Source organism: Gluconacetobacter tumulicola, from assembly GCF_014174215.1.
Taxonomy (GTDB): Bacteria; Pseudomonadota; Alphaproteobacteria; order Acetobacterales; family Acetobacteraceae; genus Gluconacetobacter; species Gluconacetobacter tumulicola.
The window spans coordinates 29,998-55,533 of record NZ_JABEQL010000026.1; the positions used below are offsets into that span (position 1 = coordinate 29,998).

Genomic DNA, 25,536 nt, shown 5'->3' on the forward strand with positions numbered 1-25,536 from the left:
AACAGACAGGAACCATCCAGCCCATGACAGACGATATCATGACACCGGAAATGCGTGACGCCCGCTACGTCATGCACCCGCTGACCGATGCCCGCGCCAACCTGCAAAGCGGGCCGCTCATCATCGACCGGGGCGAGGGCATCCATGTCTACGACCTGGCGGGCAACCGCTATATCGAGGCGATGGCAGGCCTGTGGAGCGTGGGGCTGGGCTTCAGCGAGCCCAGGCTGGTCGCGGCCGCGACGCGGCAGATGGAACGCCTGCCCTACTACCACCCTTTCAGCCAGAAAGGGCACGGCCCGATGGTGGATCTGGCGGAGCGGCTGGTGACGATGGCGCCGGTGCCGATGAGCAAGGCGTTCTTCACCAATTCGGGCTCCGAAGCCAACGACACCGTCATCAAGATGCTGTGGTATCGCGCGAACGCGCTGGGCCAGACGCAGCGCAAGAAGATCATCAGCCGGCAGCGCGCCTATCACGGCATCACCATCGCGGCCGCCAGCCTGACGGGCATACCGGCCAATCATACCGGTTTCGACCTGCCTCTGCCCGGCTTTCTGCACCTGACCGCCCCGCATTACCGCCGTTTCGCGCGGCCGGGCGAAAGCGAGGAGGATTTCGCCACCCGCCTGGCCGGCGAGCTGGAAGAACTGATCCTGCGTGAAGGCCCGGAGACCATCGCCGCCTTCTTCGGCGAGCCGGTGATGGGCGCGGGCGGCGTGATCGTGCCGCCACGGACCTATTGGGAAAAGATCCAGGCGGTGCTGGAACGATACGACATCATGCTGGTCGCCGACGAGGTGATCTGCGGCTTCGGCCGCACCGGACGGATGTTCGGCTGCGAGACCTATGGCATCCGCCCGGACGTGATGGTGCTGTCCAAGCAATTATCGTCATCCTACCTGCCGATTTCCGCCATCCTGCTGAACGGGCGGATGTTCGAGCCGATTGCCGACCTGACGCACAGTATCGGCACGTTCGGCCATGGCTTTACCGGCGGCGGCCACCCCGTCGCCGCCGCCGTGGCGGTCGAGACGCTGCGCATCATCGACGAGCGCGGCCTGGTGGCGCGCGCCGCCGAAGCCGGCGCCTGGATGCAGGAATGCCTGGCCACGCTGGCCGACCACCCGCTGGTCGACGAGGTCCGGGGCGTGGGGCTGATGGCGGCGGTGGAACTGACGCCCGCGCGCCTGGCCGACCCGGCGGCATGGCCCACGGGCGCGCTGGGACGCCGCGCCGCCCAGTTGCTGCAACAGCAGGGGGTGATTTCACGCGCGATGGGGGACGCGCTGGCCTTTTGCCCGCCGATGATCATCGACCGCGAGGGGATCGACGCCATTGTCGCGGCCCTGCGCACCACGCTCGATCTTTGCCTGAAGGAAGCGACGCCATGACCGATCTGTGCGATCTCGACGCCACGACCCTGCTGGCGCTGTACGCCGCCGGCGATACGTCGCCGGTCGAGGTGACCCGCGCGGTGCTGGCGCGCGCCGATGCCATGCAGGGGGTGCTGAACCCGTTCGTGCGCGTCGATGCCGACGAGGCCCTGGCCGCCGCCGACGCGTCCGCGCGGGCGTGGCGCGCCGGCCTGCCGACCCGGCCGCTGGAAGGGATTCCGGTGTCGGTCAAGGACACCGCCATGACGCGCGGCTGGGTACTGGGGCGCGGATCGCGCCTGTCGATCGGCCAGGCGCCCGCCACGGAAGATGCCCCGTCCGTAGCGCGGCTGCGCGCCGCGGGGGCGATCATCTATGCCTGCACCACGACGTGCGAGAATGGATGGAAGGCGGTGACCGACAGCCCGCTGACCGGCATCACCCGCAATGCCCACGACCCGGCCGTTACCCCCGGCGGCAGCAGCGGCGGCGCCGGGGCGGCGCTGGCGTCGGGCTGCGGCCCGCTGGCGCTGGGCAGCGATGGGGGCGGATCGGTGCGCGTGCCCGCCAGCTTCAGCGGCGTCTTCGGCCTGAAGGGAACCTTCGGGCGGGTGCCGCAATGGCCGATCGGGCCGCATTATTCCGATATGGCGCATTACGGACCGATGGCGCGCTCGGTCGCCGACGCGGCGCTGATGCTTTCGGTGATGGAGGGATATCACCCAAGGGACCCGTACAGCTTCCCGCCCGCGCCGCCGGGCGCCTTTCTGGCCGGGCCGCTGCCGCTTTCGGGCCTGCGCGTGGGCGTGGCCGAGGATTACGGCTGCCTGCCCGTCGACCCGGAGGTGCGGGCCGTCTTCGGCGCCAGCGTGGCGCTGGCCGAACTGGCGGGCGCGACCCTGGTGCCGGTGCCGGATTTCGAGGATTGGCGCCCCACCTACCGCACCTTGTGGCAGGCCGGGGCGTGGCAGGCGCTGCGCCGCCTGCCGCCCGAACGGCTGGAGCTGGTCGATCCCGAATTCCGCACCGAGGCCTTCAAGGGCGCAGCCATCGCGACCGGCGACCTGATCGACGCGCAGATGCGGCGCATTACCTACCGGCAGGAAGCCGCGCGCCTGCATGAAACGATGGATGTGGTGCTGTCGCCCAGCGTGTCAGTGCTGCCGTTCACCGCCGGGCAGACGGTGCCCGACCCGTCCTGGCCCGACTGGCTGGAATGGGGGGGCTTTGCGTTCCTGGCCAACATGACGGGGCAGCCGGCGGCGTCGATCCCGGCCGGGTTCTCGGCCTCGGGCCTGCCGGTCGGCGTGCAGGTGACCGGCCGCTGGCAGGACGATGTGACGGTCATGCGCGTCTGCCACGCCCTGGAAGGGTTGCTGGTGGAAGGGCGCCGCGCGCCGTCGCGGCTGGTGGAGCGGCTGGGCGCATAACCAAGAATCAAGGGAGGCCCGCCAATGGGTATCGCGTTCGGAATCGTCGGAGTGTTCTGCGCCGGGCTGGTGGTGCTGCTGCAGGCCAGTTATCGCAAGGACCGCTCGTTCTCGGATTACGCGGTCGGTGGCCGGTCGTACGGGGCATGGCTGCAATCCATGTCGTTCCTGAACAGCTGGTGGCCCGGCGGCATCCTGCTGTCGCTGACCGGCATGGCGCTGGGCAGCGGCGTGGTGGCCTTCTACATGCCGATCTACAGCCTGCTCACCGTACTGCTGATGTATCTGATGGCGCGGCGGGTGTGGCTGTGGGGGGCGGCGAACGACCTGAAGACCCAGGCCGACCTGCTGCGGCTGCGCTATGATTCCACGGCGCTGGCCGTCACGTCCTCGGTCATCAGCGTGCTGTCGATCATGCCCTGGCTGGTGCTGGGTTTCAAAGGGCTGGGCGCGATGTTCTCCGCCCTGTCGATGGGGCGGCTGACGCCGGGGCAGTCGGTGGCCTGCGGCGTGGCGCTGATCCTGGTGCGCCAGGTCTGGACCATTCGCATGGGCATGCGCGGCCTGGTCATTTCCGACATGTACCAGGGCATCGTCGCCTATGTCGGCGGCACGGCGCTGATCCTGGGGTTGATCGCCTGGATGGCCGGCCAGGGCCTGTCGCCTTCCCGCCTGCCCGCGCACATGCTGCGCGTGCCGGGCGTGGGCGGCGATGGCGGGGGACCGCTGACGCTGTTCTCGATGATCCTGACCGGCACGCTCGGCGGCTGGTGCTGGCCGCCGATCTTCGTGCGGCTCTACACCGCCGACAGCGTGCGCAGCATGCTGCGCGCGGGCGTGTTCAGCGCGCCGCTGTCGATGCTGTTCTCGATGGCGCTGGTGGTGATGGGGCTGATGGCCGCCGCCCTGCCCGGCCTGCATGGCGAGGCGGACATGGCGTGGTTCGAGGTGGCGCGCCTGGCAGCCGGGCCGGTGGGGCTGGGCCTGGCCGGCACGGTGATGCTGGCGGCGACGATGGGCGGGGTGGATGCCATCATCCAGGCCATGGGCACGCAGGTTGCCAACGACATCGTGGGCGCGGGGCGCACCCTGCCCTACCGGACGTCGATCCTGACGGCGAAGGGAACCATGGTCGTCGCCACCGCGCTGGCGGCCGGGATCGCCTGCCTGCCCATCGCGCATCTGTCGATGCTGGCGCTGCTATCCTATCAGGGGATCATCCAGGTTGCGGTTGCGCAATATGGCGGGCTGTTCTGGCGCCGGGGCACCGCCACCGCCGGCATCGCCGGCATGGTCGCGGGCTTTGCCACCGCCATCCTGCTGGAAACATTCTTCCACGGCGCGGCGGCCCATGTCGGGGGGCTGAGTTCGGGCGTGATCGGGCTGGCGGTCAATGCCGCCACCTATGTCGCCCTGTCGCTTCTGGCCCCTCACACGGCCCCCGAGACCCACCGCGTGGCCCGGCTGTTTGCCGGCGCCGATACCAGCCGGCGTGACACCGCGCCCCCCATCGCCCTGGCGCAGGGAGATGCCGCATGAGCCCCGCCCGCCCCCGCGCCACCCTGGTCGTGGCGTGGATGATCGGCAACCTGGCCGCCGCCCTGCCGCCGCCGGTCTATCTGGCGCTGGGCACCGCCGCCCCGGTCCTGCCGGGCCTGCCGGGCTCGATCGTCTATTTTCCGGTGCTGGGCCTGTCGATCGTCCTCTGCCTGCTGGCCGCCTATCGCGACGACGAGAAACGCGGCTATTTCGCTACCTGCCGCCTGCCCGAACGGAGGGGAGACGAACCGCCCGCCCCGCCTTGACGCCCCGGGGGAAAGGGCGCGATGGAAGACCATGCTGATCCGCCCCATGATCCCGGCCGATTTCGATGCGGTCTGGCCCGTCCTGCGCGACATTGCCCGCGCGCGCGAAACCTATGCGCTGGACCCCGAACTGGACCGCGCGGCGGGCTGGGCCCTATGGGGCGAGGCGCCGCGCGCTACCTTCGTCGCCGAGCGCGATGGGGTCATTCTGGGCAGCTACTACATCAAGCCCAATGCCGCCGGGCCGGGCGACCATGTCTGCAATGCCGGCTATATCGTGGCGCCGGCGGCGCGCGGGCAGGGTGTGGCGGCCGCGCTGTGCGCGCATTCGCTGGCCGAGGCCGCGCGGATGGGATTTGCGGCCATGCAGTTCAACATGGTGGTGGCCAGCAACCAGGTTGCGGTGCGGCTGTGGCGCCGGCACGGGTTCCTGATCGTCGGCACCCTGCCCGGCGCCTATCGCCACGCCACGCTGGGGCCGGTGGACTGTCATGTGATGTACCGCACGCTCGACGACCAGGCAGCCTGTGAAAGATCAGGACGGTTCGGGAACCGGCATGCCGGCGGACGGACGGTGGACGGCCATGCCGGATAGCACGCTGGCGCAGACCAGCAGCATCGCCGCGATTTCGATCGCGGTCGGCAGGCGCTGGTCCCACAGAAAACCGTAAAGGAGCGCGAACAGGGTTTCGAACAGGATCATCTGTCCCGCCAGCGTCAGCGGCAGCAGGCGGCTCATGCGGTTCCAGAAGGCATTGCCCACGATCGACACCAGGAGGCCGCTGCCGGCCGCCACGGCCACGAACCGCGTCCAGTCCCATCCGCCGGGCGTGCCCGGCACCCCGAACAGGAAGGCCGGCCCCGCGGCCAGCACCGCCAGGATGAAGGTGGCGGCCCCGGTCAGCAGGTTCCAGTCCTGTGCCGAGATGTGGCCCAGCCGCGCCAGCCAGCGCTGGTTGCTGACGGCATAGGCCGCCCAGGACAGCATCGCGCCCAGGGCGCACAGCCAGCCCAGCAGGGACGCCCCCGGCGCCGGGCCAGCCATGCCGATCGTCCCCCAGCCGATACAGCCTATCGCCGCCAGGCTGAACAGCAGCGAGGGCGCGAGCCGCCCCAGCGACACAGCGCCGTCGTCACGGCTGCCGATCAGCGTCAGCACCGCTGGCAGCAGGCCGATGATCAGCGAGGTGGCGGCGATCCCGCCCAGCCGCACCGCATAGGACAGCAGCACGTAATAGAGGATGTTGCCCAGCAGGCCGAGCACGAACAGGGCCCGGATTTCCCGCGCCCCGACCATCGCGCGCACCGTCGGCCAGCGCGGCGCCAGCGCCAGCAGCGAGAACGCGCCATAGGCCAGATAGCGGCCGATCGAGATCTGCACCGGCGTGAAATCGCCCGCCAGCGCCGGTGCCAGGAACGCCAGCCCCCAGAACGCACCGGCCGCCACGCCGTATCCCAGCCCCGCCCCGAGTCCGGCCGTCACGACCCGCCCCCGGCACGCCGCCTGTCATGCCCCATGCCGCCGCTCAGTCCGGGTTCTCGGCGAAGGCCAGCCGGTTTCGGCCCGCCTGCTTGGCCGCGTACAAAGCCTTGTCCGCCCGCGCCAGAACCTGCTCGCCGTTCCTGTCGGTGGGCAGCATTGGGGCAATGCCGATGCTGACCGTCAGCGAAATGGCAATGTCCTCGAACCAGGCCTGTGTTTCCGCGATCTCGGCCCGCAGGCGGTCGCCGATGCGGCCGGCTTCCTCCATGCCGAGATTGGGCAGGCAGACGGCGAATTCCTCGCCCCCCATGCGCCCGGTCATGTCGTTGGACCGCAGGACGGAACACATGATCGCGGCGACATGGCGGATCACCTCGTCGCCCGCCGCGTGGCCATACCGGTCGTTGATCGATTTGAAATGATCGACGTCGATCATCATCACCGCCACCCGCTCGTGCCGTTCCTGCACCAGGGCGGACCAGGTCTTTTCCATGCGTTCCAGGAAAGCCCGCCGGTTTGCCAGGCCGCTCAGATGGTCCAGCCGCGCCAGGTCGTGAAGCTGCTGCTCCATTTCCATGCGCTCGGTCACGTCCGTCACCAGCCCGTGCCACAGCGTGTCGCCATCCGGCAGCCGGGCCGGCCGGGCGTCGATCTGCCGCCAGCAGAGTCCCCGCACCGGCAAGTCGACACGGAAGATGCATTGCCAGGACACAAGATCGCGTTGGGATGCATCCAGCGACGCATGATACATCGCCCGGTCGTCGGGATGGATACGATCATGAATCGCCGCGGTGCTGATCGCCACATCTTCGGCCGTCAGCCCGAAGATCTCGCCGATGCCGGAACTGACATAGGTCATGCGGGCCACGCCGTCGGGCGCGCGCCGGGACTCGAAGATCAGCCCGGGGATCTTGTTGGTCAGGTTGGCGACCAGGTTGGTCGTTTGCCGCAGTCGCTCGGCCATGAGATGGGTGGAGGTGATGTCGGCGGTCGTGCCGACCATGCGCAGCGGCCGGCCCTGTTCGTCGCGGCTGATGACCATGCCGCGGCTCAGCACCCATTTGTAGCTGCCGTCCTTGCAGCGCAGCCGGTGCTCGACCTCATAGACCGATGTGCGTCCGTCGAAATGATCCTGCATGGTCGCCTGGACATAGGCCAGATCGTCGGGATGCACGCGGCCGTAACTGTCCTCTATCCGTGCCGGGATCTCGTCGTGCGCATAGCCCAGTATTTCGACCCAGCCGGCTGAATATCTGATTGTACCGCTAATGACGTCGCGGTCCCATATGCCGGTTCCGCTTCCCTCGATCGCCAGTGCCATGACGTCATGAAAGTCGTCCACCATGCGCCATCAAACCCCGTCCATCCCCCGTTAACTTTCATAGCCGACCTTGGCCGCCTCGGGAACCGGGTGGCAGCCATGTTCGATCACGATGACAATCAAATTCCCCCGGCCACGTGGACGATGGCGCGGCCGGCACGGATCGCGGGATGCAGGGCGGTGAAATAGGCGTCCGCTCCGGCGACCGCCGTGATCCGGTGCCGGTCCATGTCGGCGCGCAGATAGGGCGAAACGCGGCCGAACAGCACGCGCACGCCACGCCCGCGCAGTTCCGCCAGCAGGTCGCGCAGCGTGCCGGCGGCCGAGAAATCGAGATCGGTGATCGCGCTGGCATCGACGATCAGGCAGCGCAGCCGGGCCGGCGCGCTGTCGACCAGCAGCCGCGCATCGTCCGCGAAACGGGAGCAGTTGGCATAGAAGAGATCGGCGCCGAACCGATAGATGATCAATCCGGGCTCGGTCTGCATGCCCCGGCCGACCGGTACCGGCTCCAGCATGCCGGTGGCGTCATCCACCAGCAGCACCACGCTGTGCGGGCGGTAGCTGTGGCGGACATGGCGGAACAGCGACAATGCGATCGCCAGGAAGATGCCCTGTTCCACCCCCACTCCCACCACGGCGGCGGCGGTGGCCAGGGCCAGTTGGAATTCGCCGGGGCTCTCGCGGCGGATATCCAGCAGGCCGCGCCAGTCGATCATGCCCGCCGCGACGGCGAAGACGATGGCGGACAGCACGCAGCGCGGCAGGTCGCGCAACGGCCCGGTCAGCACCAGCAGCACGAGCAGCGTAGCCAGCGCGAAGACAAGCTGCGCGCGCTGGCTGCGCGCGCCCGCCCGCAGCGCCATCGCCGTCTGGGTGGGGCTGCCATTGACCACGAAGGTTCCGGTCAGCGCGGCGGCGGCATTGGCGGCGGACAGGCCCAGTATGTCGGCGTTCTCGTCCACCTCTTCGTGGCAGCGCAGGGCGAAGGCGCGCGAGGTGGCGGCGCTCTGCGCGATGATCACCACCACGCAGGAACCCGCGACCGGCAGCAGGGCCAGCATCTGGTTCCACGTCACGTTCGGCGGGCGCAGCGACGGCAGGCCGCCCGCGATCGGGCCGATGACCGCCACCCCGTGCCCCGCCAGGTCCAGCGCCCGGCTGGCCACGATGGCACCCACCACCGCGACCAGCGCCATCGGCGCGCGCGGCAGCAGGCGGCCGCCTGCCAGGATCAGCGCCACCACCAGCAGCGACAGCCCGGCGCACAGGAAGCTGGCCCCCGGCAGCCCGCGCGTGACCTGCAGCAGCTGCGCCAGCGGATTATGCGCCGGGGCCGCCACGCCCAGCATGTCGCGCGACATGGCGATGCAGACCTGCACCCCGACCCCGGTGAGGAAGCCGACCAGCACGGTGCGCGAGAAGAAATCGGCCAGGAAGCCCAGCCGGAACAGCCGCGCGCCCAGCAGGAACGACGCCACCAGCCACGCCACCGCGCCGACCAGCGCCACGTAGCGCGGGCTGCCCGCCGCCGCCATGCCCGCCAGCCCGCTGGCGATGATGGCGGCGGTGGCGGAATCGGCCGCCACCACCAGATGCCGCGACGACCCCAGCAGGGCGAAGGCCACCAGCGGCAGCAGCACCGTATACAGGCCCGTGACCGCCGGCATGCCGGCGATGGCGGCATAGCCCAGGACCTGCGGAATGTTCATCGAGGCCAGCGTCAGTCCGGCCAGCGCGTCGTGCCACCCGCCGGGCGCGCGCAGGGCCGCCGCCGCCCTGGCCCCCTGCGCCCGCAGGCGTGCCAGCAGGCCCCCAGGCGGCGCGGCCCCGTCTCGCGGCCCGGCCTTGTCTCCCGGCCCGGTTCCGGCCGTCATGATTCAGACCCCTCCGTTCCCCGCCGGCAGGCGCCCGGCGGCGATCGCCGCCCGGAACGCCGCCCAGTCGCGGTGGGTCTGTGCGGCATAGAGCAGCGAGAAGCCGCCGATCGCATCGGCAAAGGCGCGGCCCCGCCCCAGATAGGCCGACAGCGCCACCACATCGCCGGTGCGGGCATGGGCCCGGGCCAGCGTGCGGCCACAGAGCGGCGCGTAATCGGCCAACCCATCCTGCGCGACTTCGGTGCCGATGGCGGCCAGGCGGGCATCCTTGAGGCGGCGGACATAGAATTGCCGGCCGGCGCCCGAGAGATCGTGATGCGCATCCTCGGCCTCGTCCTGCGTGTGGGTCCAGCCCAGGAAGACATCCGACGCCGCCTGCATCATGCGCTGGCCGGCCACCACCCGCTGCCCCTGGTTGCGGAAGGCCGAAACCCCGGCGAAGGGCGCGAGCACGGAATCCTGTGCCTCCTTGATCTGCAGCAGCAGGCTGTCGCCATCGGCGGTGGTGAACAGGCCGATGGCGCAGAACGTGCCGACGCTGCCCACCCCCACGACCTTGAAGATCACGTCGCGCAGGCGGTACTGCGCCAGCAGAATGGCGCGCTCGGGCGGCTGGGTGGCGACATAGCGGGCGAAGGCGCCGCGCACGATCTCGTCATGCTCGGGCAGGCGCATCACCAGCGGCGGCTTTTCGCGCAGAGACGGCGTGCCGCCATTGTCGGCCACCAGCCCGAAATGGCGGCGCGCGCTGTCCATCCGTTCGGCCAGCAGCGTCCCCGCGCGCCGCCGCGCCCGTCCGTCGTCGAATGAAGCGATCGCGGCGGCGAGGTCGATCCGGTTGGTCCAGATCTCCAGCGGCGTCAGCGGGGCCAGGCGCGCCATCTCGGTGGCGTAGGCCTGTGCCGCCAGAACGGCCAGCGCGCGCGCCGCCTTGTCCGACAGGCCGGTCTCCTGCCCCGCCAGCACCAGGGATGCCCCCAGGCGCTTGATGTCCCATTCGAAGGGGGCGGGCAGGGTTTCGTCGAAATCGTTGATATCGAAGACGGGCGCGCCCTCGGGCGAGGCATAGGCGCCGAAATTGGCCAGGTGGCAGTCGCCGCAGCCCTGCACGCGCGGGCCGGTCCAGACCGTCTGCGCCAGGTCCGCCGCCATCACCGCCGCCGCACCGCGCAGGAAGGCGAAGGGCGAGGCCGCCATGCGCTGATGGCGGATGGGCAGCAGGCCGGCGATCCGGTCCGCCCCCTGCCGTTCCAGGATCGCGACCGGGTCGGCGCGGCCGGGCGGCGGCGTCCAGTCCGCATGGGCGCCGCGCGGCAGGCTATGCCGCAGGGCGCGGCCGCCGGCGTGGCGTTCGCGCCGGGTGGAGAGGGCGGCGGCCCGGTTCAGGGTCGGGAAATCGGCGGGATAGGCGATCATCTCCCGATCCTTGCAGGTCGCAATGCCCCCGTCACGTGCGAAAACCGCTCCCCTTCGTCCGCGACCAGCAACCCGTCATCATGTCATTTCGAACATTTCCCCCGGTCCTTCGTTTCAGACGGACCAGACATGCCGCGCGTCCAGAACCAGGCTCTGAAGCCAGCACAGCCCGGCATCGTTCCTGTTCGCGACGGGGGACAGCAGACGGATCTCGCGCGGCCCCACGATATCGGGCAGGCCGGCAACACACAGCCCGGTCATTTCGCGAAACGCATGGGCTATATATTCGGGCACCACGGCCACCGTCCGCGCCTTTCGCAGAAACAACGGAAGATGTCCGAAAGACGGCACCACCGCGCGGATGGTCCGGCTGAATCCCAGATTGCGCAGGGCGTGGTCGAACACGCTATGCTGCCGCGCGCCTTCGATCAGGATCTGATCCCACACGCAGAGTTCCTCGAGCCGCAGGGTCTCGGGCAGATTGACGAATTCCGGGTCCCCCACGCACACCATGCGGTACGGCGCCAGGGAAAGCGCGACGCAATCAGGCCGCGTCAACGGATAGATCGTGACGGCAAGGTCGATTTCCCGGCGCTCCAGCGTCAGGTTCATCGTATCGGCCGGAACGGCCCGGGCCGTCAGCGTCACGTTTGGCGCCACCTCCCTGATTTTGGCCATCAGGTGCGGTCCAAGCGCATAATCCAGACCGCCGTCGCAGCCGACCACGAAGCTGCGCGACGAAAACGCCGGATTGAACTCACCCCGCTGCCCCAGGGCGCCGCGCAACGTATCGACGCATTCCTCCAGGACCGACGCCATCGTCGTCGCCCGGGACGTCGGCTGCATGCCGTAGCGCGTCCTGACGAACAGCTCGTCACCGCACAGGGCGCGCAGGCGCCGCAGGGACGCGCTGACGGCCGGCTGGGTCAGGGCCAGCCGCACCGCCGCGCGACTGACGCTGCGTTCATGCCACAGGGCGAGGAACACCTGGGCCAGATTCAGGTCCATCCGCGAGATATTCATAAGATTTATAATAAAGCAGAAAACTCGTTATTTGACGATCCCTTTCGAAATCAAAACAGTGTGCGAAGGAAAAATTCTTGCCTGCCCGTTCCGCCAGAAGGAGGACCTTCCCTTGTCCCGCCCCAGATCCCTCCTTGCCCGGCTCCTTGTCTCGACCACCCTGATTTCCGTCACGGCGCAGGCCCGCGTGCCGTACGATTCCAGGCACGCGACCCCTCATCCCCTTTCACGCCACGCCACGCCGGCCACCGCCGCGCCGGCGAAGGCAACAGCCCCGGCGGCCGCGCATAAGCCGCCCGCCGGTATCCAGGCCGCCAGGAGCGAAGACGTTTCAGTCACCGGCGGCATGCGCACGGCCAACGGCGTGACCAACACCACGCCCGGCGGCGGCCTGATGGCGCGGCAGACCCTGGCACGCTCGCAAAGCACGGTGACGCGCGATTTCATCGCCAAGCAGGCGCCGACCGGCAACGCGATCGCCATGATTGCCGCCTTGCCGGGCGTCATTTCCGCCAGCACCGACCCGCTGGGCCAATCGAACACCGCCATGTCGATCCGTGGCCTGCAACAGGCGGAAATCGGCTTCGTCTATGAAGGGATTCCGCTGAACGACAGCATCAACTACACGCCCTATACACAGGCGATGGTGGATACCGACAACATCCAGTCCGTCACGGTCGCCCAGGGCGCGCCCGATATCGGCGCGCCGGTCTATAACGATGTCGGCGGCCTGGTGACCGTCGCCCTGCGCGGCCCGCAGGATCACCGGAGCGGCATGGTCGATTTCAGCTTCGGCTCGAAATCCCTGCAGCGGGAATATATCCGCTACGACACGGGCGAGATCGGCCATAGCGGGGTCAAGGCATTCGCCTCCTTCTCCTCCACCACCAACGACCAGTGGCGCGGATCGGGCGTCTTCAAGAAATATCATGTCGATTCGAAACTTATCAAGAACTGGGGCGAAGGCAGCAGCGCGGGCCTGACCTTTTCCTACGACAACTGGCAGCAGGGCAATTACCGCCCCGTGACGCTGACGCAGTGGGAGCAATATGGGACATCCTTCAACTATACGAAGGAATATTTCCCGGGAAATACGAACTGGATCGGCCTGCAGCAGTACCAGCGCCGCTCGACCGTGCTGATCGCCCCGATCAAGCTGAAGCTGAGCCGCTCCACGACGCTGGACGTCACGCCTGCCTATAATGAACTATTCCGAATTCTACTTAGGCGGCGTAACCATAAAGAACAAGGGCTCGTATTTCGGGAACCAGGCCATTCCCGACCTGAACCTGCCCTACCAGACCCATGGCGTCATGACCGCCTCCAGCATCAACCCCGTCCCGCAGAAGACGGGATTCCTCAACGCGGCCCTGACGTGGAAGGCGGGAGCCAACATTTTCCGCGCCGGATATATCTACAGCTATATCGCCCTGGAAGAGCCCATCTACTACGCGCCCGTCGGTTATGACGGCAGCATCGCCAACCGATACAGCAAATACATGGTCACCCTTCCCGACGGCCGCGAGTACAGAACGCTCGACATGAATTTCAAGCATCAGATGAACGAGATCTTCATCGATGACGAGCTGAAGCTTCTGGGAGGCCGGCTGACGCTGGATGCCGGATTGCGCTACCTGATGATCACCCGCTGGGCGACCAACCTGATCCCCGGCGTCACCCACTACAATGTCGGTGGCAGCTATTCCCAGCCCCTGCCGCAGGTTTCCGCCAGCTACCAGATCACGCCCAACGACCAGATCTATATCGACGGAACGACCTCCTACCGCGCGCCTGCCTCCGTTCAGGTCTATGGCGAGGTCTTCTCCACCTCCAGCCCCAATCCGGCCTCGAAGCAATCGTCGCTCAAGGGCGAATATGCGATCGGCGAGGAAATCGGCTATCGCCACTATTCGACGGTCAACGTCGCCCTTTCGCTGTTCAACTACAACATCACCAACAACCAGATTACCTCGTCGCAATATATCAACGGCATTCCCCTCCCCTCGCCGATCGAGGCGGGTGGCAAGACGTCGCGCGGCGCACAGGGCGAAATCGGCCTGCGCCCCTGGCATCACTGGAGCCCCTATGTCTCCGCCCAGTATCTGCACGCGACGACGGACAACAATATCATAAAGGGCAACGACCTGCTGCCCACGCGCGGCAAGCGCGCCGTGCAGAGCCCCGAATTCTCGGCCGCCGTCGGGATTTCGTATGACGATGGTTCTGTCTTCGGAAACTTTGCGTTCAATTACGTCGGTTCCCAATATTCCACGATCATGAACGACGAGAAGATTCCCGGCTACGAGACCGCCAACATCACGCTCGGCTATCGTATGCGCAAACTGTGGTTCGCCGAGCATCCGCAGTTCCAGCTCAACGTCGTCAATATCGGAGCCAGGAACTATCTGTCCGGGTTCCAGAGCATCTCCACCAACGCAAAAGCCACGCGGGGCATTTACGGCACCACCATTGCCGGCTCTTCGCCGCTTTATCTCAGCGCCGGCGGCGTGGCCGCCATCGCCTCGCTCAGCACCGGCTTCTGACCTCATTCAAGGGTTCAAGACGCACCATGTCTCGATTTTCCTTCCTGGGCCTTGCCACCGCGCTGGCCTCGACCGCCCTCGCCACCCCCTCCCTGGCCGCGTCCGGCCCCTGGCCGACCAGTGAGGGGCGCGGAGCCTGCGCCGTCACCAAGACATCGAACGTTCCGGCGAAGATGCGCGACGGCACCATTCTCCGCGCGGATGTCTACACCCCGACCACCACCGGGAAGGTGCCCGTCCTGCTGATGCGCACCCAGTACGGCAAGGAGGCCGCGCAGGTGCAGCCTTCGCGCTTCCAGTCACCCGCCTGGTTCGCGTCGCAATGCTACATCGTCGTCGTCCAGGACATCAGGGGACAGGGAAAATCTGGCGGTACGTTCTACGAATATCGCTATGATCGCGACGACGGGTACGACACCGTGCAATGGGCTGCCGCGCTGCCGGGCGCGGACGGGCAGGTCGCGATGTACGGCTCTTCCTATGTCGGCGCGACCCAGTGGCTGGCCGCCACCGCGACGCCGCCGGCGCTGAAGGCCATCATCCCCTCCAACACGGGGGACGATTATTACGATGGCTGGAGCTATGAGGACGGCGCCTTCCGCCTGGCCTTCATCACGCCCTGGATGATGGAGACCATCGCCTCCTCCGCCGCCGCCAATCGCGGCGACAAGGACCTGTCGAAGGCGCTCTTCGCCGACGGCAAGAACCCGTCCACCTGGCTGTCCTTCACGCCCTATGGTGCCTTCCCGGCGCTCCATCCGGAAAAGCCCGAGGTCGCCCCCTATTTCTACGATACAGTCGCCCACCCGACACGCGACAGTTTCTGGGAGGCGTTTCAGATCCGCACCCATTACGACCGCGTCAAGGTCCCCGTCCTGGCCTTCGACGGCTGGTATGACTCGTTCCTGACCGGTGCCATCAACAATTTCAACGGCATGAGAATGTCGGGCGGCAGCGCGCAGGCGCGCGCCAACCAGCGTCTCGTGCTCGGCCCGTGGGAACATATCGGCTGGGGACGCCCCGACGCGGTCGTCAGCCCCATGCTGGAGGATATCGGCCCCGTCGCCAACAGCCCCGTCAACGAGCTGACCATCCGCTTCCTCGATCATGTGCTGAAAGGCAAGGATAACGGCTTCACCGACGGTCCGCGCGTCGATTACTTCACGATGGGCGAGAACCGGTGGCACACGGCAACGTCCTTCCCCGTCGCGGGCACGCAATACCGCACCTGGTATCTGGGCAGCGAGGGACGGGCGAATTCCTCGATGGGCGACGGCAGCCTGACGCCGGACAAACCCGCAGGCTCCCCGTCGTCCGATCACTTCATCTACAATCCCGCGAACCCGGTTCCCAGCCTGGGCGGTCATTCCTGCTGCGCCTGGACGTCGGGGCCGCAGGGACAGTTCGACCAGTCCGCCATCGAGCAGCGTCCCGACATCCTGGTCTACACCAGCGCCCCCTTGAAGGAGGCGCTCGATGTCACCGGCCCGATCACGGTCGATCTGTTCGCAGCGACGGACGCGAAGGATACCGACTTCACGGCGAAGCTGATCGACGTCCTGCCCGACGGCCGGGCGATCAACCTGAACAACGGCATCATCCGCGCCGCCTACCGGGATTCGCTCAGTCATCCGACCCCGATCGTTCCCGGCAAGGTCTACGAATATCACATCAAGGTCTGGCCGACCTCGAACCTGTTCAAACCGGGCCACCGGATAAGGCTGGAAATTTCCTCCAGCGACTATCCGCAGTTCGCGCCCAACCCCAATACAGGGGAGCCGCTCGCCACGGCGCGCACGGCGGTGATCGCCAACCAGACCATCTGGCATGACGCAACGCACCGTTCGTCGGTCATCCTGCCCGTCCTGCCGGCAACGGTGGCGGGCGACGGCGCGGACCATCCGCCACAGGACTGACGCCACCCGGTGCGCGCCGCCGGGGGACGGGCCTCAGTCCCCCGGCGCGTTCTGGTCCACCAGCCGCCGGATCGCATCCAGATAGGCGATGAAGGCGGACCGGCCGCTGTCGGTCAGTATCAGCCGCGTCAGGGGACGCCGGCCCGCGAAGCCCTTGTCCTGCACCACATAGCCCGCATCCTCCAGCTTGCGCAGATGGGTCGACAGATTGCCGTCGGTCACGCCCAGATGAGTGCGCAGCGCCGTGAAATCCGCCATTCCGGCCGAGGACAGATAGGCCATGATGCCCAGCCGCACGCGGCCGTGGATCACGTCGTCGATCTGCCCGATATCGAAATTATCCATGGTCCGCGTCACGCCGCCCGGCCTTCGCGGCGCAGCAGGACCCAGCCCGGCAGCGCCACCAGCAGCAGGATCAGCAGCCCGTAGAGCAGGAAGATGGCGGGGCTGTCGATTGCAGCCGCCACGGCCAGCGCGCCGGCAAACGCCCCGGCCGCCACCGCCCGCAGCCATGCCTGGCCGGAGATGAAGGCCGTGGCGCTCCATCCCGCCCCGTACAGCGCCAGGACCAGGGACGGAAACATCACCCAGACGATTGGCGTGCCGCAGCGCCAGGCCAGGATCATGCCGGCGACGAACATCACGCCGATCCCGGTCCCCAGCCCGCTCCACATCATGCCGATGGCGCGGTTGACCATCACCACGCTGCCGGGGCGGCCCGGCAGCGCGCGGTTGAGGAACCAGATCACCGGCAGGTAGGCGACCATCGCCGCCAGCCACACCCAGACCTGCGCCTGCGGCGGCAGGACCGTCCGGCCGGTCGCGATGGCCCAGGCGGCGAAGCTGGTCAGGCCGAACAGCAGGCCGGCGCTGAGGAAATAAGGGCCGCTGGTCAGCGGCGCGTTGCGCCCGGCCTCGGCCAGGCCGCGCAGGAAGGTCAGGTCGTCATGCAGCGACGTTTCGGTTCGGGTCGTCATGGGGGCCTCGAGTTGAGGGGGTTGAGGGGGTTGAGGGGCGCATCGCACTCGCCCCGGCAAGACGAAGCATAGGCAAACCACTCTCTATTTCAAAGTTATTTTTTATGAAGATTCTTTTCCTTCCGCCAGCCTTGCAGTGCTGCACGACAGCGCGGGCCGCCCAGTCATTGCGTCTCTGACAGGAGTGGCGCCGGGCTGGGAGGGGCCGGATGCGGGGCCATGCGGAACCGCGCCCCTCCGTGCGCGTTTACGACGCGCGGGCGCCGGTTTCCCTTTCCTGCGTCGGCATCACGCCTCCATGTGCATGGCACAGACGAACGAAAATGATAGTCCTCAGGATTGGCCACAAAGATAAGAATTTTCCAATCGCTGCGCCGTACAACATAAAATGTCGTACCGTGGGATCTGTGCCATACCCGACAAAGAAAAATGTGGCGTGCCAGAGGTTTTGGCTAGAACTCTGCAATAAAAATAAATAAAGATATCGACGATGTGGAAAAAATCACGCAGCAATGCCCCATCCGCCCCCCCCTCCTTCCCCGTTTCCCTTGAAAAGAACTGTCGTTTTTGCTTATCCTCCCCGACAAGATGCGAAAGCGTGACCGATTTTCCCGGAGCCCGAGCCCTGCGCGCCCTCTCGCGCCGGCTGACCGCCACGCGGTGGCGTGCGGGGCTGGTCGCGCTGGCGCTGGCGGCCGCCTTCGTGGCGCCGGGCACCCTTCCGGCCCGGGCCGCCGCCCCGGATGCCCCGGCCACGTCGCCCTTCGCCCGGCCGAGCCAGACGGCGGCGGATACCCAGCCGGCCGGCAATCTGGAACAGACAATCCCCGGTTTCCTGCAATCGCCCTACGGGCCGCCGTCATTCGGCGCGCCCTATGGCACCACCCATGCGTTGGGTGCCTGGGGCGGCGCGCAGCCCTGGCTGCAGAAGCATGGCGTCTATGTCGCCCTCGCCCTCTATGAAGGCATTTCCGGCAATGTCTCGGGCGGCAAGACGCAGAGCTACACGCTGGCCGGCCAGGTCGGGGGCACGGTCGATATCGACTGGCAGAAGCTGCTGGGCGCGGGCGCATGGTCCAACGATCTGTGGCTGCATATGCTGGCGGTGAACGGCAACGGGCAGAATCTCAGCCGGCTGTTCGGCGACAACGGCAACCAGGTGCAGCAGATCTATGGCGCGCGCGGCAACGTGGTGGCGCATCTGGTCTGGGCCTATTTCGAGAAATCATGGTTTCAGCACAAGGTCGACCTGGCTGCCGGCTGGATTCCGACCGGGACGTTCTTCAACAACTCGCCCTGGGTGTGCAGCTTCATGAATGTCTGGGTGTGCGGCAACGTGACGCCGACGAAATACCTGACAGCGGGGCGCGACTGGCCGTCGGGCAATATCGGCACCGTGCTGCGCCTGATGCCGACCCGCCATTTCTATGTCATGGGCGGGCTGTTTGCCGTATCGCCGCATTCCTATAATGGCGGCATTTCGGGCTGGGCCTGGGGACAGGACAATCTGGGCAAGCTGGGTACCGAGGTCGAGATCGGCTGGATTCCGGAATTCGGGCCCGACAGGCTGGTCGGCCATTACAAGGTCGGCTTCCTCTACGACAATTCGCGCTATGACGATCTGTACGAGGGTGTGAACGGCCAGCCATGGATCGTGAGCGGCCTGGCGCCCCGCCGGCACAGCGGGCAGACATCGGCCTGGGTCATGGCCGACCAGATGCTGATCCGCCATGGACCGGGCGAGATGAACGGGCTGGTGCTGGCCGGGCAATATTCCTATGCCGACGGCCGGACGTCGCAGATGAACCATCATCTGGTCGCCGCCCTGCTGGATACCGGCTATCTGTGGGGCCGGCCGCTGGACAGTGTCGGCATCAACTTCCAGTGGGCCAATTTCAGCCGCAGCGCCACCCTGTCGCAGGAAGCGGCGGTGGCCTATGGGCTGCCGTTCCGGGGCGCCAATTTCGGCACGCCCTACGGCATCCAGGGGCATGAGGACATCTACGAGGCCTTCTATTCGGCCCATCTGATGACCGGCGTGTCGCTTCAGCCCGATTTCCAGTATGTCAACCATGTCGGCGGAACGACGGTGTTCAAGGATGCCGTGGTCCTGAGCACCGCGCTGAACGTGCTGTTCTGAAGCCTGTGCGGGCCGGAGCGGAAAACCGCCCGGCCCATGGCGCGATGCGTGCTCCGACCGGGCGGAAGACACGGAAGGCCCCCGCGATTCCGCAGGCGCCTGCTCGCCGCCCTCCGTCCTGAAACAGAAAGACAGGAGAGCCAACGCCATGCAGAAACGTTCGCTGGGCCATGCGGGCTTCGAGATCGCGCCGATCGTTTTCGGCGGCAATGTCTTCGGCTGGACGATCGACGAGAAGGCGAGTTTCGACGTGCTGGATGCCTTCGTCGATCACGGGTTCGATGCCATCGACACCGCCGATGTCTATTCGGCATGGGCGCCGGGCAACAAGGGTGGCGAGTCGGAAACGATCATCGGCAAATGGCTGAAGGCGCGGCCCGGCATGCACGACAAGGTGAAGATCTTCACCAAGGTCGGCTCCGACCTGGGCGTGCCGGGCCAGAAGGGCCTGTCGGAGACGTGGATCCTCCAGGCCGTCGATGCCTCGCTCGCGCGGCTGGGGGTGGAGCGGATCGACCTGTATTTCTCCCACTGGCCCGACCCGCACACGCCCTATGCCGAAACGCTGGGCGCGTATGACAAGCTGCTGAAGGCCGGCAAGATCCGCGCCATCGGGGCGTCCAACCTCGATGCCATGCAACTGGACGAGGCCCTGCACGTCGCGCGGGCCAAGGGGCTGCCGGCCTATCAGGTGCTTCAGCCGGAATATAATCTCTACGACCGGGGCAGCTTCGACGGCCCGCTGCGCGATCTCTGCCTGCGCGAGGGGCTGGGCGTCGTGACCTATTTCAGCCTCGCCTCCGGCTTTCTCTCGGGGAAATATCGCAGCAAGGACGATCTGGGGCAGAGCCGGCGTGGCGAAGGGATCGGGAAATATCTCGATGCGCGCGGCATGCGGATTCTCGCGGCGCTGGATGACGTCGCCGCCCGCCATGGCGCGCGCGATGCGGAAGTGGCGCTGGCCTGGCTGATCGCGCGGGAAGGCGTGACGGCGCCGATCGCCAGCGCCACGAAGCGCAGCCATGTGGAAAGCTTCGCAAAAGCCGTCGCGCTGTCGCTGGATGCGGAGGATATCGCCGCGCTGGATCAGGCGAGCGCGCCCTGACGCAGCCGGCCGCCCTGCCTATCCGGGGCCGGGCGGCCCTTCATCGGGCGTCAGGCCGTGCCCGCGCCCGCTCGTGCGGCCTCGATCCGCGCGATGTCGATCCGGCCCATGGTCATCATGGCTTCCATTGCCCGCTTCGCGGCCGCGCGATCCGGGTCCTGCAATGCGGCCAGCAGGATGCGGGGCACGATCTGCCATGAAAAGCCCCAGCGGTCCTTGCACCAGCTGCAGGCGCTCTCACTGCCGCCATTCCCGACGATGGCATCCCAATAGCGGTCGGTTTCCGCCTGGTCTTCGGTCATCACCTGGAAACTCACCGCCTCGTTCGGCATGAAGCCGCGTCCGCCATTCAGGCCGACGAAGGCCTGGCCCAGCACGGTGAATTCCACCGTCAACTCGCTGCCCTCCTGCCCGCCTGGATAATCGGCGGGCGATCGAAGCGTCTGCCCGACATGGCTGTCCGGAAAGGTGGCCGCGTAGAACTCCGCCGCATTGCGCGCCTCGCCATGGTCGAACCACAGGCAGGTCACGATTTTTCCGGGCATGGATATTCTCCCCCGAGCCCCAGCGCCACGATCGGTGCGAACAGTCAGGACGTGGAGCGCCATGGACCTGTTTCAAGACCGGGCCGTTCGTTCGTCCGCTCAGGATCGGGGAACGGATACCGTGCCGCGGGCATTGTAGGGGGGTCCATGTCATGCGAGGGCCCGATGACAGCAACCCGACGCGATCTGCTCGCCATCTCTGCCCTGGGGGGCGCCGCGGTCCTGATGTCCCGCAGCGCCCATGCGCAGGATGCCCAGCATGCGGGGGACGTCATGCCCACGCTGGGGCGTGTGACCCGGAATGCGCTCCCGCTGAATGCGGCCCAGCCGGGGCAGCGCTTTCGGCCCGCCACGCGGCTTGGCCTCGGCGGGGTGCCGATCGGCAATGGCTTCGCCCCTGCCACGGACCAGGATGCCGAGGCCACTCTTGAGGCCGCGTGGGCGTCCGGGGTCCGCTATTTCGACACCTCGCCATGGTATGGGCTGGGGCTCAGCGAGCGGCGGTTCGGCCATTTCCTGCACACGAGGCCGCGCGATGAATTCGTGCTGTCCACCAAGGTCGGCCGGCTGCTGACGGCGGCCCCCCAGCCGTCCGGCGGGACGATGTGGCAGGACCCCTCGCCCTTCGCCTATCGCTACGATTATTCGGCGGACGGTGTGAAGCGATCCATCGAGGACAGTCTTCAGAGACTGGGTATTTCCCGGATCGATATCGTCTATATCCATGATCTGTCCCCCGGGAACAGGGACATGGGGGCGAAATGGACAAGCTATTTCGAGCAGGCCGCCAAGGGCGCGATCCCCGCGCTGACCAGACTGCGCGAAGAGGGCACGATCAAGGCCTGGGGGCTCGGCATCAATACGCCCGAGGCGGCGTTCCGCACGCTGGACATCGGCGACCCCGACATCATTCTGCTGGCGACGCAATATTCCATCTTCCACCATCAGGAGGCGCTTGATCGCACGCTCCCCGCTCTCGCCCGGCGGGGGATTTCCGTCGTGGTCGGCGCGCCACTGAATGCCGGTTTTGCAGCCGGCCGCGCGCGCTATGATTATGGGGGCAGCATCCCGGCCGGCATGGAACGCAAGCGCACGCGGATGAATGCCATCGCCAGGCGCCACGGTATCGACCTGCGCACGGCGGCACTTCAGTTCGCTGCCGCCAACCCGACCGTCGCGGCCGTCATTCCCGGCGCACGCAATGCCGCGCAGGCGCAGGCCAATGCGCAATCCATGGAGGTCGCGATTCCATCCGCGTTCTGGAGCGATCTGAAACAGGAAAAACTGATTGCGCAGGCTGCGCCTACACCCGCCGAAACGTGAAGCAAACCGCTGGCGGAACAGGCCTGTCAGCGGCAAAGGCCGAAGCCGGTAGCCTGAAGATGGAAGTGGCTGGCATGCAGGCTGTTGTAATCGGGCGATAGAACGGTGCTAAAGACGCGGTAGGCCTGGTCGCGCACCTGGTGTAAATAGGGGCCGACGGCCCCTCCCGCATTCCAGGCACTGACAGGAATTTCCCGCCCATCGGCAAGGATGAAAGCAGAAACATCGATCGCATCGGCGGTGGCATGACTGCTCTCGGAACCTGGCCGGTCACGGACATCTCGACAGGCGAAGCTGCCGACATGCCGGATACGCCCGAGGCCGGTATGGAACACAGCCTGCGTGACCGGCCTGGCAACCCGTGCTTCGAACAAGGACCGCTGCACCGCCAGATTGCACGACGCCAGAAAGCTGGCGGGGAGCAGGGGAACATCCCCTCCCCCGACCGTAAAGACATCCTGAAGCGGACAAGCTTCGGTGCCGCTATGCGCATGTTCCTGAACAGGCAGCGGGGAGGTGAGAAGTGCCGCGTGGCACAGCTCCGGCGAACTGGACAACAGACGGAGCTTGAAGGGCGTCATCACGGTCCAGGCCGCGCCGAAATCAAGCGGCTGCGTAGGGTCGTAGGCCGGCGGCAGCCAGCGCCGATGAAACACGGCCAGGACGAGCAGGGCGGCACCGAACAGCAGTATCACGAGACGCATGATGCGCATGGTGTCGTTCCGTTCTCCGGCATGTCAGAATGCGTTTTTTGAAATCCGGTGACCGATAGGCGTTATTCCACCGGCATCGCCTCCCCCTGGCCGGTGGAATGCCCGAACGATCATGGCATGGAGAGGGCCATTCCTGTAAAGTCCGCCCCCCTTTTCAGGGTAATTATACCCTTCCCAAACACGACTGCTTACGCTCTCATCCTGGACATTCGAAGCCGTAAAGCGCTTTTCCGAAAGCGGACGTCGTCAGCTAGAGAGAACTTTTCGACACACCATATATACTGTGTTGCGAAGCCAGCGGTGGTCAGGATCGGCGTCCAGCCTGGGGTGCCACATGGCGGAAACGGCGATTTCAGGTGTTTTTACGGGAAGCTGAAATGTTCTCAGGCCCGATGTCTCTGCGAATTCGTCGGAAAGGTTCGCGAGACACAACCGTGGCACATGCGTCACCAGATCCGTTTGCTGCACGATCTTGATCGCATCCGGAAATCCAGGCACGACGACCGACACGGTGCGTTGGTAACCCAGTTGCTCAAGCGCATCATCAACTGGTCCTCTGAACGTTCCTCGTCGCGAGGTCACGACATGACGGCATGCTGCGTAGCGCGGTAGACTGATATCTTCGTCATGAAAAAGAGAATGGCCGATGCGCGCCACGCCGACGAACGTATCCCGGAACAGAAGCCGGCTTCGGATCTCTGGCGCAGAGGCGCCCCGGACGCCGATTTCCAGATCGATCCGCCCGTCTCGTAGCGGTAGCACATCCTTATCCGGCTTGGGCGCAAACCGCAGGCGCACCCGTGGTGCTTCTTTCATGATGGCTGTCACCAGAGGCGCTGCAGCAACATTTAGAAAGCCTTCACTGGCGCGAAGGACGAATGTCCGATCCAGCGCTTTCAAATCCAGTTCCCGATGCTGCGGGCGCAGGACAGCCTGCGCGTCGCGGGTCAGGGCATGAACGCGCTCGCGGATATCCGTTGCATAGGGCGTCGGCACGAGATGTCGGCCTGCCCGAACCAGCAACGGATCACCAGTGGTCAAACGAAGCCGCGTCAGTGTCCGACTCATGGCAGAAGAACTGAGCCCAAGACGACGAGCTGCGCCTGTCACACTGGCTTCGTCGAGCAGTACGTCTAGCGCGGTCAGAAGATTGAGATCGATGTTCTGCATGTAATGACCCTATCAACGATCATCGGCAATATATAGCGTCACACGCAATGACATATTGATCCGCAAGCGCCTGGCGCCTGCTCCGGTTTCATACCTATTTTGACAGGCATGTCCCGTCATGACGAGTAGCCTGCAGAAAGGAGCCATTCCATGAAGCTGATCGGCATCGAAGAGCATTTCTTGACGCCTGAGATAAAGGACGCCTGGTCCGCCATTGGTCTTGGAGCCTCTGATCCAAGCGTTGCATTCCACGGTGGCCCACTTGAAAAGCGGCTAACCGATCTCTCGGAAGAGCGGCTCGCTCTTATGGACGAGACCGGGCTGGACGTTCAGGTGCTGTCGCTCACCACACCGTCACTGCACGATCTTGGCCCCGGCAGTCTCGATCTGGCGCGCCGCGCGAACAATGCTCTTGCGGAAGCGATTGCACGCCATCCGGATCGCTTTCAGGCGCTGGCGACGCTGCCCGTAGCGATGCCCGATGAAGCGGCCCTAGAACTCGAGCGCTGTGTCAGGACGCTCGGCTTCAAGGGAACGATGCTGTGCGGGCGAGTGGGTCATCGCAACCTGGACCATGCTGACTTGCTCCCGGTCTTTCAAAGTGCTGCGGCGCTGAAAGCGCCCGTCCTACTCCATCCCAGAGCGCCGGATAAGGCTGTCCGAGATGCCTACTATTCCGGGTTCAGCCCGCAGATCGATGCCGCTTTTTCCTGCTTCGGTCTCGGCTGGCATTATGATGCCGGTATCCAGTTCCTGCGTCTGGTGCTGGCGGGCCATTTCGATCGCTTCCCGGATCTGCAGGTTATTCTGGGCCACTGGGGCGAACTGGTCCTGTTCTATGCCGAGCGTATAGCCAACATGGATCGCGCGACCGGTCTGAAGCACACCATGATGACCTATTTTCGGCGCAATCTGTATGTCACGGCGAGCGGCATGTTCCTGCCGCATTATCTGGAACAGGCAGCACGGATCGTCGGTCACGACCGTCTTCTGTTCTCTACCGACTATCCCTATCAATACCGCACCGGCGGCGATGCGCGGCGCTTTCTCGAAAACTGCGGCCTGGAGACGTCTGACAGGCAGGCGTTCGCGCATGGAAACTGGGAGCGGCTCACAGGAAACATGTCGTAAGCAGAATAAAAAATCCCGTTCCGCAACGGTTGCCACCCCACAACAATATCAACGGCGCGGCTGATGCAAAAGCCGTTGCAGAAAGTCGGCTTCCCGTGGGAGCGTTCCCGAAAGCGGACAGCCCGCACTCCTGAAGAGTTTCGGGCGCCGTGAGGCGTACGAAAGTCGGGGAGGACCGAACCCGCGACACCGGGACTCAGTTATGGGGAATTTGCAACTGGCGCTGCCCTGAGGCGCCC

General features: G+C 66.2%; 22 protein-coding genes. 12 read left to right on the forward strand and 10 right to left on the reverse strand.

Annotated elements, in window-relative coordinates:
• Window positions 1-23 precede the first annotated feature (23 nt).
• The 5 genes from HLH29_RS15510 to HLH29_RS15530 are packed head-to-tail and all read left to right on the forward strand — an operon-like array spanning window position 24 to window position 5,206.
• A complete protein-coding gene (locus HLH29_RS15510) occupies window positions 24-1,394 on the forward strand; it encodes an aminotransferase (RefSeq protein WP_182968283.1) in 1,371 nt (456 codons plus the stop codon).
• A complete protein-coding gene (locus tag HLH29_RS15515; RefSeq protein WP_246374306.1) occupies window positions 1,391-2,806 on the forward strand; it encodes an amidase family protein in 1,416 nt (471 codons plus the stop codon). Before HLH29_RS15510 ends, HLH29_RS15515 begins: the two co-directional genes overlap by 4 nt.
• Window positions 2,807-2,830: 24 nt before the next feature.
• Window positions 2,831-4,345 (forward strand): sodium:solute symporter family protein, encoded by a 1,515-nt coding sequence (locus HLH29_RS15520; RefSeq protein WP_182968284.1) that lies wholly within the window; start codon window positions 2,831-2,833, stop codon window positions 4,343-4,345.
• The gene (locus HLH29_RS15525) at window positions 4,342-4,611 is read left to right on the forward strand and encodes a hypothetical protein (RefSeq protein WP_182968285.1); all 270 of its coding nucleotides are present in this window, start codon (window positions 4,342-4,344) and stop codon (window positions 4,609-4,611) included. The genes HLH29_RS15520 and HLH29_RS15525 overlap by 4 nt, the downstream gene beginning before the upstream one ends.
• 31 nt (window positions 4,612-4,642) lie before the next feature.
• Window positions 4,643-5,206, forward strand: coding sequence for a GNAT family N-acetyltransferase (locus HLH29_RS15530; protein WP_182968286.1), 564 nt, complete (start codon window positions 4,643-4,645; stop codon window positions 5,204-5,206).
• Here HLH29_RS15530 and HLH29_RS15535 read toward each other — a convergent pair.
• From HLH29_RS15535 to HLH29_RS15555, 5 genes are all read right to left on the reverse strand, one after another.
• Complete coding sequence (locus HLH29_RS15535; protein ID WP_182968287.1) at window positions 5,147-6,094, reverse strand: EamA family transporter; 948 nt, start codon at window positions 6,092-6,094, stop codon at window positions 5,147-5,149. The two genes, HLH29_RS15530 and HLH29_RS15535, sit on opposite strands and share 60 nt — an antisense overlap.
• Window positions 6,095-6,137: 43 nt before the next feature.
• A complete protein-coding gene (locus HLH29_RS15540) occupies window positions 6,138-7,439 on the reverse strand; it encodes a sensor domain-containing diguanylate cyclase (RefSeq protein WP_182968288.1) in 1,302 nt (433 codons plus the stop codon).
• Between the two features lie 95 nt (window positions 7,440-7,534).
• Window positions 7,535-9,292 (reverse strand): SulP family inorganic anion transporter, encoded by a 1,758-nt coding sequence (locus HLH29_RS15545; RefSeq protein WP_182968289.1) that lies wholly within the window; start codon window positions 9,290-9,292, stop codon window positions 7,535-7,537.
• Window positions 9,293-9,295: 3 nt separating this feature from the next.
• Complete coding sequence (locus HLH29_RS15550; RefSeq protein WP_182968290.1) at window positions 9,296-10,711, reverse strand: DUF2252 domain-containing protein; 1,416 nt, start codon at window positions 10,709-10,711, stop codon at window positions 9,296-9,298.
• 114 nt (window positions 10,712-10,825) lie between these two features.
• Window positions 10,826-11,719, reverse strand: a complete 894-nt coding sequence (locus HLH29_RS15555; protein WP_246374307.1) for a LysR family transcriptional regulator — start codon at window positions 11,717-11,719, stop codon at window positions 10,826-10,828.
• 127 nt (window positions 11,720-11,846) lie between these two features.
• On the opposite strand from HLH29_RS15555, the gene HLH29_RS20020 reads away from it, so the two are divergent.
• From HLH29_RS20020 to HLH29_RS15565, 3 genes are read left to right on the forward strand one after another with little or no spacing between them, the layout of a single operon-like run.
• On the forward strand, window positions 11,847-13,202 hold the full coding sequence (locus HLH29_RS20020) for a TonB-dependent receptor (RefSeq protein WP_338030261.1): 1,356 nt from the start codon (window positions 11,847-11,849) through the stop codon (window positions 13,200-13,202).
• On the forward strand, window positions 13,147-14,277 hold the full coding sequence (locus tag HLH29_RS19725; RefSeq protein WP_338030264.1) for a TonB-dependent receptor: 1,131 nt from the start codon (window positions 13,147-13,149) through the stop codon (window positions 14,275-14,277). The genes HLH29_RS20020 and HLH29_RS19725 overlap by 56 nt, the downstream gene beginning before the upstream one ends.
• 26 nt (window positions 14,278-14,303) lie before the next feature.
• Window positions 14,304-16,193, forward strand: coding sequence for a CocE/NonD family hydrolase (locus HLH29_RS15565; protein ID WP_182968292.1), 1,890 nt, complete (start codon window positions 14,304-14,306; stop codon window positions 16,191-16,193).
• A 33-nt stretch (window positions 16,194-16,226) separates the two neighbouring features.
• On the opposite strand, the gene HLH29_RS15570 is transcribed toward HLH29_RS15565, so the two are convergent.
• Together HLH29_RS15570 and HLH29_RS15575 are read right to left on the reverse strand one after the other, a co-directional pair.
• Entirely contained in the window at window positions 16,227-16,550 is a 324-nt protein-coding gene (locus HLH29_RS15570) for a winged helix-turn-helix domain-containing protein (protein WP_338030262.1), read from the reverse strand.
• Window positions 16,547-17,170, reverse strand: a complete 624-nt coding sequence (locus tag HLH29_RS15575; RefSeq protein WP_182968293.1) for a hypothetical protein — start codon at window positions 17,168-17,170, stop codon at window positions 16,547-16,549. Before HLH29_RS15575 ends, HLH29_RS15570 begins: the two co-directional genes overlap by 4 nt.
• Before the next feature lie 598 nt (window positions 17,171-17,768).
• Between HLH29_RS15575 and HLH29_RS15580 the strand changes: the two genes are divergently transcribed.
• Together HLH29_RS15580 and HLH29_RS15585 are read left to right on the forward strand one after the other, a co-directional pair.
• Window positions 17,769-19,310, forward strand: coding sequence for a carbohydrate porin (locus tag HLH29_RS15580; protein ID WP_338030263.1), 1,542 nt, complete (start codon window positions 17,769-17,771; stop codon window positions 19,308-19,310).
• A gap of 148 nt (window positions 19,311-19,458) precedes the next feature.
• On the forward strand, window positions 19,459-20,415 hold the full coding sequence (locus HLH29_RS15585) for an aldo/keto reductase (protein WP_182968295.1): 957 nt from the start codon (window positions 19,459-19,461) through the stop codon (window positions 20,413-20,415).
• 50 nt (window positions 20,416-20,465) lie between these two features.
• Here HLH29_RS15585 and HLH29_RS15590 read toward each other — a convergent pair whose 3' ends face one another.
• Complete coding sequence (locus HLH29_RS15590) at window positions 20,466-20,960, reverse strand: VOC family protein (protein WP_182968296.1); 495 nt, start codon at window positions 20,958-20,960, stop codon at window positions 20,466-20,468.
• Window positions 20,961-21,125: 165 nt separating this feature from the next.
• Here HLH29_RS15590 and HLH29_RS15595 point away from each other — a divergent pair, with 165 nt between their 5' ends.
• On the forward strand, window positions 21,126-22,283 hold the full coding sequence (locus HLH29_RS15595) for an aldo/keto reductase (RefSeq protein WP_182968297.1): 1,158 nt from the start codon (window positions 21,126-21,128) through the stop codon (window positions 22,281-22,283).
• Window positions 22,284-22,309: 26 nt separating this feature from the next.
• Here the strand turns inward: HLH29_RS15595 and HLH29_RS15600 are convergent, their stop codons facing one another.
• Together HLH29_RS15600 and HLH29_RS15605 are read right to left on the reverse strand one after the other, a co-directional pair.
• Window positions 22,310-22,996, reverse strand: coding sequence for an extensin-like domain-containing protein (locus tag HLH29_RS15600; protein WP_182968298.1), 687 nt, complete (start codon window positions 22,994-22,996; stop codon window positions 22,310-22,312).
• A gap of 246 nt (window positions 22,997-23,242) precedes the next feature.
• Window positions 23,243-24,166, reverse strand: coding sequence for a LysR substrate-binding domain-containing protein (locus tag HLH29_RS15605; protein WP_182968299.1), 924 nt, complete (start codon window positions 24,164-24,166; stop codon window positions 23,243-23,245).
• A 150-nt stretch (window positions 24,167-24,316) separates the two neighbouring features.
• Here HLH29_RS15605 and HLH29_RS15610 point away from each other — a divergent pair, with 150 nt between their 5' ends.
• Window positions 24,317-25,297, forward strand: a complete 981-nt coding sequence (locus tag HLH29_RS15610) for an amidohydrolase family protein (protein WP_182968300.1) — start codon at window positions 24,317-24,319, stop codon at window positions 25,295-25,297.
• Window positions 25,298-25,536: the final 239 nt, after the last annotated feature.

Coding starts and splice junctions, on each gene's coding strand:
- HLH29_RS15510 (WP_182968283.1), top strand. CDS start 24: ATGACAGACGATATCATGACACCGGAAATGCGTGACGCCCGCTACGTC.
- HLH29_RS15515 (WP_246374306.1), top strand. CDS start 1,391: ATGACCGATCTGTGCGATCTCGACGCCACGACCCTGCTGGCGCTGTAC.
- HLH29_RS15520 (WP_182968284.1), top strand. CDS start 2,831: ATGGGTATCGCGTTCGGAATCGTCGGAGTGTTCTGCGCCGGGCTGGTG.
- HLH29_RS15525 (WP_182968285.1), top strand. CDS start 4,342: ATGAGCCCCGCCCGCCCCCGCGCCACCCTGGTCGTGGCGTGGATGATC.
- HLH29_RS15530 (WP_182968286.1), top strand. CDS start 4,643: ATGCTGATCCGCCCCATGATCCCGGCCGATTTCGATGCGGTCTGGCCC.
- HLH29_RS15540 (WP_182968288.1), bottom strand. CDS start 7,439: ATGGTGGACGACTTTCATGACGTCATGGCACTGGCGATCGAGGGAAGC.
- HLH29_RS15545 (WP_182968289.1), bottom strand. CDS start 9,292: ATGACGGCCGGAACCGGGCCGGGAGACAAGGCCGGGCCGCGAGACGGG.
- HLH29_RS15550 (WP_182968290.1), bottom strand. CDS start 10,711: ATGATCGCCTATCCCGCCGATTTCCCGACCCTGAACCGGGCCGCCGCC.
- HLH29_RS15555 (WP_246374307.1), bottom strand. CDS start 11,719: ATGGACCTGAATCTGGCCCAGGTGTTCCTCGCCCTGTGGCATGAACGC.
- HLH29_RS15565 (WP_182968292.1), top strand. CDS start 14,304: ATGTCTCGATTTTCCTTCCTGGGCCTTGCCACCGCGCTGGCCTCGACC.
- HLH29_RS15575 (WP_182968293.1), bottom strand. CDS start 17,170: ATGACGACCCGAACCGAAACGTCGCTGCATGACGACCTGACCTTCCTG.
- HLH29_RS15585 (WP_182968295.1), top strand. CDS start 19,459: ATGCAGAAACGTTCGCTGGGCCATGCGGGCTTCGAGATCGCGCCGATC.
- HLH29_RS15590 (WP_182968296.1), bottom strand. CDS start 20,960: ATGCCCGGAAAAATCGTGACCTGCCTGTGGTTCGACCATGGCGAGGCG.
- HLH29_RS15595 (WP_182968297.1), top strand. CDS start 21,126: ATGACAGCAACCCGACGCGATCTGCTCGCCATCTCTGCCCTGGGGGGC.
- HLH29_RS15600 (WP_182968298.1), bottom strand. CDS start 22,996: ATGCGCATCATGCGTCTCGTGATACTGCTGTTCGGTGCCGCCCTGCTC.
- HLH29_RS15605 (WP_182968299.1), bottom strand. CDS start 24,166: ATGCAGAACATCGATCTCAATCTTCTGACCGCGCTAGACGTACTGCTC.
- HLH29_RS15610 (WP_182968300.1), top strand. CDS start 24,317: ATGAAGCTGATCGGCATCGAAGAGCATTTCTTGACGCCTGAGATAAAG.